General features: G+C 66.5%; 15 protein-coding genes. 7 read left to right on the top strand and 8 right to left on the bottom strand.

Going from position 1 to position 13,241, the window contains the following annotated elements:
* Positions 1-3: 3 nt before the first annotated feature.
* From motA to FHT37_RS00400, 8 genes are all read right to left on the bottom strand, one after another.
* Positions 4-861: a flagellar motor stator protein MotA gene (gene motA / locus FHT37_RS00435; RefSeq protein ID WP_091722416.1), complete on the bottom strand. Its 858-nt coding sequence runs from the start codon at positions 859-861 to the stop codon at positions 4-6.
* Between the two features lie 177 nt (positions 862-1,038).
* Positions 1,039-1,797, bottom strand: coding sequence for a class I SAM-dependent methyltransferase (locus tag FHT37_RS00430; protein WP_091722410.1), 759 nt, complete (start codon positions 1,795-1,797; stop codon positions 1,039-1,041).
* A gap of 10 nt (positions 1,798-1,807) precedes the next feature.
* Positions 1,808-2,344: a flagellar transcriptional regulator FlhC gene (gene flhC / locus FHT37_RS00425; RefSeq protein ID WP_091722407.1), complete on the bottom strand. Its 537-nt coding sequence runs from the start codon at positions 2,342-2,344 to the stop codon at positions 1,808-1,810.
* Between the two features lie 48 nt (positions 2,345-2,392).
* Positions 2,393-2,716, bottom strand: a complete 324-nt coding sequence (flhD, locus tag FHT37_RS00420; protein ID WP_091722402.1) for a flagellar transcriptional regulator FlhD — start codon at positions 2,714-2,716, stop codon at positions 2,393-2,395.
* A gap of 369 nt (positions 2,717-3,085) precedes the next feature.
* A complete protein-coding gene (locus FHT37_RS00415; RefSeq protein WP_183478473.1) occupies positions 3,086-4,102 on the bottom strand; it encodes a glycosyltransferase in 1,017 nt (338 codons plus the stop codon).
* Between the two features lie 10 nt (positions 4,103-4,112).
* A complete protein-coding gene (flhC, locus tag FHT37_RS00410; protein WP_091722393.1) occupies positions 4,113-4,649 on the bottom strand; it encodes a flagellar transcriptional regulator FlhC in 537 nt (178 codons plus the stop codon).
* A 60-nt stretch (positions 4,650-4,709) separates the two neighbouring features.
* Positions 4,710-5,033 (bottom strand): flagellar transcriptional regulator FlhD, encoded by a 324-nt coding sequence (flhD, locus tag FHT37_RS00405; RefSeq protein ID WP_091722388.1) that lies wholly within the window; start codon positions 5,031-5,033, stop codon positions 4,710-4,712.
* A gap of 262 nt (positions 5,034-5,295) precedes the next feature.
* The gene (locus tag FHT37_RS00400) at positions 5,296-5,787 is read right to left on the bottom strand and encodes a tetratricopeptide repeat protein (RefSeq protein WP_183478472.1); all 492 of its coding nucleotides are present in this window, start codon (positions 5,785-5,787) and stop codon (positions 5,296-5,298) included.
* A 656-nt stretch (positions 5,788-6,443) separates the two neighbouring features.
* Here FHT37_RS00400 and FHT37_RS00395 point away from each other — a divergent pair.
* The 7 genes from FHT37_RS00395 (at position 6,444) to FHT37_RS00365 (ending at position 13,234) form a co-directional block, all read left to right on the top strand.
* On the top strand, positions 6,444-7,283 hold the full coding sequence (locus FHT37_RS00395; protein ID WP_091722381.1) for a flagellin: 840 nt from the start codon (positions 6,444-6,446) through the stop codon (positions 7,281-7,283).
* A 292-nt stretch (positions 7,284-7,575) separates the two neighbouring features.
* A complete protein-coding gene (locus FHT37_RS00390) occupies positions 7,576-8,418 on the top strand; it encodes a flagellin (protein ID WP_091722378.1) in 843 nt (280 codons plus the stop codon).
* Positions 8,419-8,764: 346 nt separating this feature from the next.
* Positions 8,765-9,634, top strand: a complete 870-nt coding sequence (locus FHT37_RS00385; protein WP_091722373.1) for a flagellin — start codon at positions 8,765-8,767, stop codon at positions 9,632-9,634.
* A 155-nt stretch (positions 9,635-9,789) separates the two neighbouring features.
* Positions 9,790-11,220, top strand: a complete 1,431-nt coding sequence (gene fliD, locus FHT37_RS00380) for a flagellar filament capping protein FliD (RefSeq protein WP_183478471.1) — start codon at positions 9,790-9,792, stop codon at positions 11,218-11,220.
* Positions 11,221-11,447: 227 nt separating this feature from the next.
* The gene (fliS, locus tag FHT37_RS00375; RefSeq protein ID WP_091722364.1) at positions 11,448-11,882 is read left to right on the top strand and encodes a flagellar export chaperone FliS; all 435 of its coding nucleotides are present in this window, start codon (positions 11,448-11,450) and stop codon (positions 11,880-11,882) included.
* A gap of 111 nt (positions 11,883-11,993) precedes the next feature.
* Complete coding sequence (locus tag FHT37_RS00370) at positions 11,994-12,293, top strand: flagellar protein FliT (protein WP_091725004.1); 300 nt, start codon at positions 11,994-11,996, stop codon at positions 12,291-12,293.
* A 203-nt stretch (positions 12,294-12,496) separates the two neighbouring features.
* Positions 12,497-13,234 (top strand): flagellar brake protein, encoded by a 738-nt coding sequence (locus FHT37_RS00365; protein WP_183478470.1) that lies wholly within the window; start codon positions 12,497-12,499, stop codon positions 13,232-13,234.
* Positions 13,235-13,241: the final 7 nt, after the last annotated feature.

Genomic DNA, 13,241 nt, shown 5'->3' with positions numbered 1-13,241 from the left:
CGATCACTTCTTCTTCACGTGGCCTTCGAGCTCGGCGAAGGTCGGGCGCTCGGTCGAGTAAAGCACCTTGCGGCCGAATTCGATCGCCACCTGCGGCGCATAACCCTGCATCGAGGCCAGCAACGTGGTCTTGATGCACTGCAGTTCCTTGCCGGCCTCGTCGACCTTGGCCTCGAGCGCGCCGGCCAGCGGCTCGGCGAAGGCATAGGCCAGCAGAATGCCCAGGAAGGTGCCCACCAGCGCCGAGCCGATCATCCCGCCCAGCACTGCCGGCGGCTGGCCGACCGAGCCCATCGTGTTCACCACGCCCAGCACCGCCGCGACGATGCCGAAGGCCGGCAATCCGCCCGCCAGGCGCTGCAGCGCGATCACGGCGAGGAAGGCCTCGTGGTGGTGCGTGTCGATCTCGGCGTCCATCAAGGACTCGATCTCGTGCGCGTTCAGGTTGCCGGACACCATCATCCGAAGATAGTCGGTGATGAACTCGGCCACATGGTGGTCGTTGCCCACGGTGGGATATTTCTGGAACAGCGGCGAGCTGTGCGGATCCTCGACATCCTTTTCAATCGACATCAGGCCTTCCTTGCGGGCCTTCTGCAGAATGTCGTAGAGCAGCGCCAGCAGCTCCATGTAGCGGGCCTTGGTGTACTTGCTGCCCTTGAAACAGTCGCCCAGGCCCTTGAGCGTGGCCTTCATGACCTTGGGCGGATTGGTGGCCAGCATGCCGCCGATCGCCGCGCCGAAGATGGTCGTCATCTCGAAGGGCAACGCATGCAGCACCACGCCGATGTTGCCCCCGTGCGCGATGAACACGCCGAAGATGCAAGCCAGGGCCAGCAGCCAACCGATGATGACAAACATGGAATTCGTTCCGTCCTGAAGTAACCGCCGCGTCCCCTCGCGGTCCGGGCCATCTCATCCCTTATCGACCGGCTCCCCGCCCGCTTGAGCCCCGGCCTGTGACGACCGGTGTGCCGTGCGGACGCCGATCGGGCGTCGCTGACTGATTGCGTTCGATGTGGGCGGCGTCCAAGGCGCTCAGGCCTGGAGTTCGCGCACCCGGTAGACATACAGCCGGTGGCGGGTGCCGGTGTCCAGCTGTGCGAAGACCGGCTGGCCCGGCAGCGGAAAATCCAGGCTCGCCAGCCAGGCACCCGGCCGCATCTCGGTGCGCGCCTTGTCAAGCGCGCGCGGCATCGATTCGGGTCGCTGGAACAGGTAGACCAGGTCCATCTCGCGCCACGACTGGGCCCACAGGTCGCCCCGGGCGATCTCGGCCCAGGGGCAGCGCAGGCGGGCCAGCAGCCACAGGACGCCACTGTATTCAATGCCCGCGAAGCGCAGGCCCGGATAAGCGCGGCGAAGAGCCACCAATCCGTCGCCGAGCCCGCAGCCAGCATCCAGGACGCGGGCGCCGTCGTGCAGCTTCACACGCTCGGGCAGCGCGCGCAGCGCATCGTGGGGGGTCGGATAAAGCGGCGCGTCGCTCCAGCCGCGGCGCGGATAGGCCAGCACCAGCACGGCCAGCGGGATCAGCCAGATCCAGGCCGGCAGGTCGGTACCCGTGAACAGCAGCGCCAGCGGAAAACCGGACGCCACGATCAGCCGGCGCCAGGCCTGGCGGTGGAGTCCGGCGAGGATCAGGCCCAGGCCCGAGGCGACGATCGCCGCCGGCCAGTCCGGGCCGAACAGGCGCCAGACGGCGAAGCAGGCCGCCCAGCTCAGCAGCGCCAGGGCCGGCCAGCGCAGGCCGCCCGGGGCGTCGGTGGAAGCGGCGTGGGGAAGTCGGGCGCCCATGGTGGCGGCCTCAATGCATCTGGATGCCGCCGGCCGCCTTGCCCTTGCCGGCACGCGCCGGCGGGTTGCACAGGCCGCAGACGTAGTGCTTGGCGACCTCATGCGGGTGGGTGACGAAATGACCGCCGCACTTGCTGCACTTGGTCATCGTCAGCATGCCGTTGTCGACGAACTTCACCAGGCGCCAGGCGCGGGTGACGGACAACAGCTGCTCCAGGTTCTGTGCCGCGGTCTGTTCCTGGTACAGCTGGTAGGCCTTGATGACGACGTCGATCTCGTCCATCTCCGCGACCTTGTTCAAGTACTCGTGGATGTTGAGGAACAGGCTGGCATGGATGTTGGGCTGCCAGGTCATGAACCAGTCGGTGGAGAACGGCAGCTGGCCCTTGCTGGGGCTCTTGCCCGAAACTTCCTTGTACAAACGCAGCAGACGCTCGTAGCTCAGGTCCGTCTCAGACTCCAGCACCTGCAGGCGAGCGCCCAGGTGGATCAGCGTCACGGCGCGCTCGATCTGCTTGGCTTCGGTCAAGATGGACTTGGTGCGCATGGCGGTGTCTCCGGGCTTCAGTTCTGCGGTCAGGCGTCGATATCGAACTCAGGCAGCTTCCTGGTGGCGGCCAGCCAGCAGGATGGAGGCATGCAGGCGGGACACGCTGTCATTGGCGGCCGGCTTGCCGTGCGAGGTCAGCAGGCCCCACACCAGCTCATCATCCATGCGGAAGCGGCACAGCAAGGTGTTGCCCGCGGCAATCTTCAGCATCTGCGCAGCGCTCAGCGTGTTCAGCAGCGTCGCGGTCTCCTCCGAGATGCCCAGACGATACAGCGCCTGCTCACGGTCCGCACGGATCAAACTCTGCGCCAGCATCAGGTACGACAGGTTGGCTTCGCGGATCTCGGCGAGGATTTGGTCGGCGTTCATCGTTCGGCTCCTGGGGTGTTGGGGGCTGAGGTCGTTTCGTTTCAGCGTGAGACGAACTGTAGAGATCCCGACACGCAACCAACATCAGGTCGCTTCCATGTAAAGGTTAGGGAGCGCGCCGACGCGTTTGTCAGATCAATTCCTACAAGAAGCCAGATCAGCGCTATGGCGGGGGTGGTTTTCGGGGGTTTATGCCCTGCTGCGGTGGGGGTGGACTGGCGGGGGCGCTGTGCTGCGGTGGGGAGGGTTGGCGGGGGCGCTGTGCTGCGGAGACCCGGGCGTTGGTCGCCAGGGCGCAGGGCCTTGGCGGCAAGCGCCAAGACCCCGCGCCCTGCCGCCCCCAACCACTGCCGTCCTGCGGAGGATTTGCTACCGAGGATTTCGGGGGAAGGTGGAACGCAGCAGCTCGAGGTTGTAGGCCGCAAGGTCACTGCCCCGGCCCGCGACGGCACCCGGTTGATCCGGACGCTCACCGATCTCCAGGCAACGCGTCCAGGCGTCGTGGATCATCGGCACCAACACCTCCGCCTGCTCCGGTTGGTCTGCCGCCCAGTCCAGCAACAGGTCACCCAGCGCGAAGAAGAAGTCGGGCGACTCTGCACAGACTTGCAGTTGCGCTTCGGCGAAAACCATGCCGTCAGCATGACGCTTCAGCGATTTCAAGCCGAACAAGCGACGGGTCGCCAGGTCGGACCACCACGTCGGTGTCAGGGACATGTCCGCAAGGCGAGCGGCTGCAGTGGCGAAGGCGACTTCGGCATCGGCGAAGCGCTCGTACACGGACAAGTCCTTGCCGAGCTGGTACCACAGATAGGGGTTGCTCGGCTCGTCGTCGATCGCGGCGCGCAGCAGTTGTTCGTTGCGGCCCTGCTTCACGTGAAGCCGTTCCGGGAGGTAGCCGTCGTGGGCGACGTGAAGGTCGAGCGGCCGTATCGGCAGCGAATGCGCGGGTTGCTCGTGGATTCGGCCGGTGTAGCGGATCGCGCCCGGAAGAACGCGGCTCAAGCGCGAGCGAGCGGTGCCACCGTCGAAGTGATCCTGCAACGCGATCGTGCCGACGAAATCCGGCGGCGTGGCGCGCAGCGCCTCGAGCGCCGCACCACTGCCCTCCCCGATCAGCCATTCATCGGCGTCCAGCACCAAATGCCAGTCCGCGCCCGCGGCGTCGAGCGCCGCGTTGCGGGCAGCGGAGAAATCGTCGATCCAGGTGAAATGCGCGACACGCGCGCCAGCGGCCTGCGCCAGACGGACGGTGTCATCGGTGGAGCCGGTATCCAGCACCAGCGCGTCGTCCACGAACGGACGGACGCTGTCGAGGAGGCGGCCGATGGTCGCCGCCTCGTCGCGGGCAATGACGACCAGGCAGGTGCGCCAGCGCGAGGCCATGCCGCGCCGCTCAGTGCATCTGGATGCCGCCAGCCGCCTTGCCCTTGCCGGCGCGCGCCGGCGGGTTGCACAGGCCGCAGACGTAATGCTTGGCGACCTCGTGGGGGTGGGTAACGAAATGACCGCCGCACTTGCTGCACTTGGTCATCGTCAGCATGCCGTTGTCGACGAACTTCACCAGGCGCCAGGCGCGGGTGACGGACAACAGCTGCTCCAGGTTCTGCGCCGCGGTCTGCTCCTGGTACAGCTGGTAGGCCTTGATGACGACGTCGATTTCGTCCATCTCCGCGACCTTGTTCAGGTACTCGTGGATGTTGAGGAACAGGCTGGCATGGATGTTGGGCTGCCAGGTCATGAACCAGTCGGTGGAGAACGGCAGCTGGCCCTTGCTGGGTGACTTGCCCGAGACTTCCTTGTACAGGCGCAGCAAACGCTCGTAGCTCAGGTCGGTTTCCGATTCCAGCACCTGCAGGCGCGCGCCCAGCTTGATCAGCGTCACCGCGCGTTCGATCTGCTTGGCTTCGGTCAGGATGGACTTGGTGCGCATGGGGGGCTCCGGTGGTCTCGGATAATCTCGGGCGGCAATCGCGTTGCCTGGATCCTGGGATCAGGCGGCTTCCTGGTGGCGGCCGGCCATCAGGATGGAGGCATGCAGGCGGGAGACGCTGTCGTTGGCGGCCGGCTTGCCGTGCGAGGTCAGCAGGCCCCACACCAGGTCGTCGTCCATGCGGAAGCGGCACAGCAGCGTGTTGCCGGAGGCCATCTTCATCATCTGCGCCGGGCTGAGGGTGTTCAGCAGCGTGGCGGTCTCTTCGGAGATGCCCAGGCGGTACAGGGCCTGCTCGCGGTCGGCGCGGATGAGGCTCTGGGCCAGCATCAGGTAGGACAGGTTGGCTTCGCGGATCTCGGCAAGGATCTGGTCGCTGTTCATGTGGGGGCTCCTGGGCGGTTGCGTTGCTGCGATGGAATGAATTCTGAAGAAACCCCCTTTTTCGCGACATCAGGTTGCTGGCATAGATGAGCTACGAAGCCCGCCGACCGCCGTGTCAGACAGATTCCTACACGCTGACAGGCCCCCAAAGCAAAACCGCCGCGCGAGGCCCCGTGGACACGGGCTCGGCGGCGGTTTCTGGCGGAGACAGCCTGTCAGGCTGCCCCGCGGACGGAAAGTGCTGGCGGAAAGCGCGGGCGCCTCAGGCGGCCTGCAGGCGCAGCAGTTCGGAGTCGACGATCGCCATCAGTTCCGGGGAATCGCGGCGCAGCATTTCCAGCGCCTGACCTTCATTGAGGATGGACAACACCTCGATGGCGGCCTTGACCTCGCCCAGGCCGGACAGCGCGAAGCCCAGCGTGTAGAGCGACGGCGCGTGCTGCGGCGAGAGCTCGACGGCGCGATGCGCATACAGCGCCGCTTCGCGCAACTGGCCGGCGGCCAGCAGCAGCGCGCCGACGTCGGAGAGCAGCTCCACGCTCATCGGCGCCATTTCCAGCGCGTTGCACAGCAGCGCGACGCCGTCGCCGATGCGGCCCTGCGCGGCCTGCGCATAAGCGGCATTGCGCGCCTGGGCCAGCAGCAGCCGGGCCTCGCTGGAGCCCGGACGGATGCGTCCGTGAACTTGTTCCTCGATCGACGCGTCGATCATCGACACGGCGGACCGTGCCTCGGTTTGCGATTGCAGGGGCATAGATCTCTCCATGGTCGTTGGAACTCGTCGATCGGGTCCGGGCTCGTTGTCCAGACCGGTCCCGGCGAAGGGGGCGGATACGGCGCCGCGCCTTGTCGGCCGCGCCGGAAGGCACTTTAGGGCGCCCCCCCGTGATCGAGCGCACGAAAAGCGCCGCCATTCCCCCTCAATCCCGCCGCGCAGCGGCCGTTAACCCCTTCATGTCCGTCGCCAGACCGACACCCGGGCACAGGTCCGGGTCGAAGTCAAACGACAAACAACGCGTTGCAAGACCTGCTTATCTCCGGATCGAAAGTCTTGACAAATTGCCCTCAAGTTCTAAGGCGCAGGCGCCGATAACCAAAACAACGGGGCTGCTGAACGCAGCGACAAGCCAGCAAGGACCAGGAGTCCAAAGGCAAGTCGCAGCAGGCAGGCGGCACGTGGTCCGGTTAGAAGGCCTGACGTTCTTGGCAACCCGATGAGGGGGTGGGACGGCAACGGTTGACTAGCGTCGGACTGGGACCGAACCGGGAAATGGCCCGGCAGGTTCAGCAGGAGCATCCGAGATCCTCGGCCGGTTCGCCTCACGGCGGGCTGGAGGATCGGAGGACTCAGGCGCTCATGTGTGGTTCGGCGCTTTTGCCGGTATTTACGTATAGCTGTTAGGAGCAATCATGGCCCAAGTCATCAACACCAACCTGCTGTCGCTCAACGCCCAGCGCAACACCAGCACGAGCGCCAGCTCGCTGGCCGTCTCCATGCAGCGCCTGTCCTCGGGCCTGCGTGTCAACTCCGCCAAGGACGACGCCGCCGGCCTGGCGATCGCCGACCGCATGAACGCGCAAGTCCGCGGCATGAACGTGGCCCAGCGCAACGCCAACGACGGCATCTCGCTGTCGCAGACGGCCGAAGGCGCGCTGTCCAAGGTGGGCGATTCGCTGCAGCGCATGCGTGAACTGGCGGTGCAGGCCCGCAACGCGACCAACACGACCTCCGACCTGGACTCGATCGGTCAGGAATACGCGCAGCTGGGCTCTGAAATCCAGCGCGTGCTGGGCGGCACGACCTTCAACGGCCGCGCCATCCTGGCCGGCGATTCGGGCACGCAGACCTTCCAGATCGGCGCCAACACCACGGCCAACGACTCGGTCGACGTCACGACGACCAACATGACCACGGACACGACCATCACCGGCGTGACCGGCGGCGCGATCACCAACGCGTCGACGACGACCGACCTGGCCACCGTGATCGACAACATCGATGCGGCGATCAAGACGGTGTCGAGCGAGCGTTCGAAGCTGGGTGCCTCGCAGAACCGCTTCGACGCGATCGTGTCGAACCTGCAGATCTCGGTCGAGAACCAGACCGCGGCCCGCAGCCGGATCATGGACGCCGACTTCGCCTCGGAAACCGCCAACCTGAGCCGCGCGCAGATCCTGCAGCAGGCCGGCAACGCGATGATCGCCCAGGCCAACCAGGCGCCCCAGCAAGTGCTGGCCCTGCTGCGCTGATCCTCGTCAGCCAGACGCCCGCGAGGGGGACTTCGGTCCCCCTTCTCTTTCCCCATCCCGCGCGGGTGGTGAAAGAGAAGCGCTCGCCCGCCATGGCACGACTTCACGCCTGGGACAGGCGGTTACACGCTTTCTTTTCAAGAAGGCCTCAAGTCCATTCCCTGCCGGCCCGATAACTGCATCAACGGGTCCGCAAATCAACAGCAAGGGCCACGTGGTCCGGCTCAGTCGGACAGTTTTTCAAACGTCCGACCGAGACCGTGAAGGTCTCTGAATTCAAAAGGAATGGATCATGGCTCAGATCATCAACACCAACCTGCAATCGCTCAACGCCCAGCGCAACCTGTCGTCCTCGCAGTCCTCGCTGTCGGTGTCGATGCAACGCCTGTCCTCGGGCCTGCGGGTCAACTCCGCCAAGGACGACGCCGCCGGCCTGGCGATCGCCGAACGCATGAACGCCCAAGTGCGCGGCATGAACGTCGCGGTGCGCAATGCCAACGACGGCATCTCGCTGGCGCAGACCGCCGAAGGCGCGCTGTCCAAGGTGGGCGATTCGCTGCAGCGCATGCGTGAACTGGCGGTGCAGGCCCGCAACGCGACCAACACGACCTCCGACCTGGACTCGATCGGCAAGGAATACGCCCAGCTGGGCCAGGAAATCGGCCGCGTCATCGGTGGCACGACCTTCAACGGCAAGGCCATCCTGGGCGCCGATGCCGGCACGCAGACCTTCCAGATCGGCGCCAACACCAGCGCGAACGACTCGGTGGACGTGGTCACGAACAACATGACCAACGACGCGACGATCACCGCCGTCACCGGCGGCGTGATCGACAACGCCTCGACGCCGGACTCGCTCAAGACGGTGATCGACAACATCGACGCGGCCATCACCACGGTCTCCGGCCAGCGCGCGATCCTGGGCGCCTCGCAGAACCGCTTCGACGCGATCATCTCCAACCTGCAGGTCTCGGTGGAGAACCAGACCGCCGCCCGCAGCCGCATCATGGATGCCGACTTCGCCGCGGAAACCGCCAACCTGAGCCGCTCGCAGATCCTGCAGCAGGCCGGCAACACGATGGTGGCGCAGGCCAACCAGCTCCCGCAGCAGGTGCTGTCGCTGCTGCGCAGCTGATCCCCATACGCGGGCGCCGTCCGGCGCCCTCCCCGGTTGACTCCTCAAGCGCCGGTCCTCGCGGCCGGCCTTCCAAAGGCTCCGCACCGTCCCCCGGGACTGGTGCGGGGCCTTCTTTCATTGGCTTCGTAATGGACGGTTTTCCGCCCGTTAATCGGCCCATCGACGGGGTGGCAGCTTTCGCACAATGGCATCCATCGAGCATGAAGTACCGCTCGACCACCGGTCCAACCGGCAGATCCGAACAATGACTGCGATGGCGCAGCGAGGATCGGCAGGCGAGGTCGGGAACCGACCCACCTAACCGGGATCGCAGCCAGGACAGGATCTCCGCAGGAGTGCATCAATGCCACAGACCATCAACACCAACATTGCTTCGCTGAACGCGCAACGCAATCTGAACTCGTCGCAGTCGTCGCTGGCGACCTCGATGCAGCGCCTGTCCTCAGGCCTGCGGGTGAACTCCGCCAAGGACGACGCGGCCGGCCTGGCCATCGCCGAACGGATGAACGCGCAAGCCCGCGGCATGTCGGTCGCGATGCGCAATGCCAACGACGGCATCTCGCTGGCGCAGACCGCCGAAGGCGCGCTGGGCAAGGTGGCCGATTCGCTGCAGCGGATGCGCGAACTGGCGATCCAGGCCCGCAACGCGACCAACGCGGACAGCGACAAGGATTCGCTGGACAAGGAATTCGGCGAACTGGCCAAGGAAATCCAGCGGGTCACCGCCGGCACCACCTTCAACGGCAAGTACATCCTGGGCCAGGACGCGTCGCTGCCGCAGACCTTCCAGGTCGGGCCGAACACCACGTCCAATGACGAGATCACCGTCACGACGCCCAACATGTCGGCCGACACCACGATCACCCAGGTCTCCGGCTCGGATACCAGCGGCGCCGGCCGCGCGGTGATCGACCGCACCGCGGACGCGGCGGCGATCGCCACCGTGGTGGCCAACATCGACACGGCGCTGGACACCGTCAACAGCCAGCGCGCGACGCTGGGCGCGACGCAGAACCGCTTCGACGCGGTGATCTCCAACCTGCAGGTGGCCTACGAGAACCAGACCGCCGCCCGCAGCCGGATCATGGATGCCGACTTCGCGGTCGAGACCTCCAACCTGAGCCGGGCGCAGATCCTGCAGCAGGCCGGCAACGCGATGGTCGCGCAGGCCAACCAGCTGCCGCAGCAAGTGCTGTCGCTGCTCAAGGGTTGATAGAAAAACGCAATCGAAGCGCCAGGCCTCCGTCCTAAAGTCGGATCGCCTGACGCCGATATGCAGGACAGGGCCTCACGCCAATCACGCGAGGCCCTGTCGCGCATGGGGCTTCCGGCCAGGGAGCCGGAACACGGTCACAAGGAGTTCGCACGATGGCAAGCATCACCTCCGCGGGTCTGGGCAGCGGTCTGGACGTCGAAAGCATCGTCACGAAGCTGGTGTCGCTGGAAAAGCAGCCGATCACCGACCTCCAGTCGCGCACCGACACCATCAAGTCGCAGATCTCCGAGTACGGCAAGATCAAGAGCGCCTTCAGCGCAATGCGTGACGCGGCCGCCAAGCTGGCCAACCCGTCCACCTGGTCCGCGCTGACCGCCACCTCCTCCGACACGACGATGGCCACCGTCATCGCCGGCGCCGGCTCGGGCGCCGGTTCCTACGCGCTGGACGTGGCCAACCTCGCCTCGGCGCAGTCGCTCTCGAGCAAGGGCTTCGCCAACAACGCGACGGTGGGCTCGGGCTCGATGACCATCGAACTGGGCCAGTGGAGCGGCACCAACAACTCCACTTTCACCAGCAAGGACGGCGCGACGCCGGTCAGCATCTCCATCTCGTCGACCGACACGCTGGCCAACATCCGCGACAAGGTCAATGCCTCGGGCGCCGGCGTGCTGGCCTCGGTGGTCACCGACGCGACCGGCTCGCGCCTGGTGATCCGCTCGCGCGACACCGGCGAGGCCAACGGCTTCCGCATCACCACCGCCGATGACGACGGCAACGGCGCCGACGCCAATGGCCTGTCCGCGCTGGCCTACGACCCGACCGCCTCGATCTCGTCGATGACGCAGAACACCGCGGCCAAGAACGCCAACCTGACGATCAACGGCCTGGCGATCAGCTCCGCCTCCAACAACATCGAGGGCGCCGTCGACGGCCTGACGATCAACCTGCTCAAGACCGGGCAGTCCACCGTCACCGTCGGCCAGGACAAGGACAGCGTCAAGAAGGCGATCAACGACTTCGTCACGTCGTACAACAGCCTGATGACGCTGATGCGCAACGACACCAAGTACGACGACGCCAACAAGACCGCCGGCGCGCTGCAGGGCGACAGCACCGCGGTGGGCCTGCAGAGCCAGCTGCGCAACATCACCGCCGCGGGCAGCACGCTGGGCGGCAAGTTCGGCCGCTTGTCGGACCTGGGCCTGGACATCGGCGCCGACGGCACCATCAAGGTCAACGACACCAAGCTGACCAGCGCGCTGGGCAGCATGAGCGACCTGAAGAACCTGTTCATGGGCGTGGACACCGCCAACCCGAACAACAACGGCATCGCCACCCGCTGGCGCGCCTTCGCCGACCAGGTCACCGGCTTCGACGGCTCCATCACCACCCGCACCACCGGGCTGCAGTCGCGGGTGACCGCCAACAACAAGCGCGTGGACGAGCTCAACGACCGCGCCGCCGCCTACGAGAAGCGGGTGCGCGCCCAGTACACGGCGCTGGACACGCAGATGGCCAAGCTCAACGACATGCAGAGCTACGTCAACAAGATCACCAGCATGCTGGGCAGCAGCAGCTGAGGCCGCGGGCGCGGCGTGCCAGGTAGGGATCGCCCTCGGAACTGGACCGTCGCCACCGCCCTTCTCCGGCGCTTCGAAAAGACCGCCGACAAGCCTCCTCACGGAGGCTTTTGTTTTTCTCCAGGCGCGCAGAATTTCGAGACAAATTCGACACGGGGGAGGCTCAAGTTGGGCCAGCGGGGGCCGAAAACTGATTCAAGCACTACAGCACACCCCAGCAGCACATCATGTACGGCAACTCCTCCCCCTTCGCTTCCCACGGTCAACGCGCCAGCAGCATGTACAACCGCGTCGGCGTGGAAACGGACGTGATGACGGCCTCGCCGCACCGCCTGGTGACCCTGCTGCTGGACGGCGCCTTCGATTCGATGACGCAAGCCATCGGCGCGATCCGCACCGGCAATGTCGACGCCAAGAACCGCAGCCTGAGCCGCGCGGTCCGCATCCTGGACGAGGGCCTGAAGGCGGCCCTGAACCTGGAGTCGGGCGAGCTGGCCATGGACCTGCGCGACCTGTATGCCTACATCTGCATGCGGCTGACCCACGCCAACCTGCGCAGCGACGACGTCGCCGTCGAGGAATGCGTGAAGCTGCTGCAACCGATCCGCGAAGCCTGGGCCAGCATCGCCCCGGCCGCTGCCGAACAACGCGTCGCGGCCTGATCCGGCCCCGCTCCCCTCCAGCCTGACGACTTGAGAAGTTCCATGTCCAAGTACACCGCCAAGCCCCAAGCCCCCGCCGCCCACGCCGCCCCGACCACTCCGGACCGCCTCATGAGCACCCAACTGTTGAGCTACTACGAAGCCATCGAGCAAGCCAGCGCCGACATGCTGAGCGCCGCTCGCTCGGGCAACTGGGACGAGGTGGTCAAGCTCGAAGGCGCCTGCGTGCTGCTGATCTCGCAGCTCAAGCACGCCGCCGGCAGCCAGCAGCTGGGCCCCGACGAGGCGCAGCTCAAGACCCGCATCATGCAGCGCATCCTGGTCAACGACGCCGAGATCCGCCACCTGGCCGAACCCTGGCTGGAGGACCTGGACCAGCTGATGAAGGGCAAATCCAAGACGGTGCACTGACCGGCCCGACGATCGCTGCGACGACCGGTCCGACGGCCTCCCCGCGATCGACCGCCCCGGCGATTCGAGACTTCGGTCACGCGACCGGCCCCGGATCGTCCGCCAGCGCCGCGACCGGCCCCTCGAACGGATGGGGGCGGCGCGGCGTTTGCCTTGGGGGATGCGGGAGAATTTTTCCGAACGATTGCAGCCGGATGCTGGCCTTGAGCGACCTGAAAGTCCCCGCCCCTCCCGCCGATGCCGCGGACGCCGATTACCGGCTGGACGCGCCCGGCGAGATCATGAACTGGCTGCGCGAGCTGCTGCAGTCGCAGGCGCGCCTGCAGCTGTCCACTCCGGCGGGCGAGGCCATCCACACGGTGCTGCGCGCCCTCGATACGCCGCGCGGCATGCTGACCATGGAAGCACCGCAGGCCGGCGACACGCTGGCGCCGGTGCTGGCGAGCGACGAGCTGGTGGCCACCGCCTACCTGGACCGGATCAAGCTGCAGTTCGACCTCTCCGGGCTGGTCGCGATCCGCGGCGATGGCGCCGAGGTGCTGCGCGCGCCGGTCCCGCTGCGGCTGTACCGCTTCCAGCGGCGCCAGGCCTACCGGGTCGCCTCGGCCGGGCAGCTGTATCCGGCGCTGAAGCTGGCCGACGCCGACCTGCCCCGGATCCGAGTGGTCAACGTGAGCGCCGGCGGCGTCGCGCTGCACTGGCCGGCCCACGTGGTGCCGGTGCCGCAGGCGGGCCAGGAGATCACCGGCACCTTGGAACTCGAGCGCGAGGTCAGCTTCGCGACGCTACTGCGGGTCCAGCATCTGACGCAGGGCGAACAAGGCGCCCCGCACCAGGCCGGCTGCGCCTTCGTCTCGCTGGCCCCGACCGCCGCCCGCGCGCTGCAGGTCTTCATCGACCAGGCGCAGAAACGGGAACGGCTGATGCGCCGTAGCAGCTGAAGGCGTC

This window comes from Mitsuaria sp. BK037 (assembly GCF_014193045.1).
Lineage (GTDB): Bacteria > Pseudomonadota > Gammaproteobacteria > Burkholderiales > Burkholderiaceae_C > Roseateles.
Note: the sequence above shows the minus strand (reverse complement) of the source record. Positions and strands in the feature narration are given on the sequence as shown.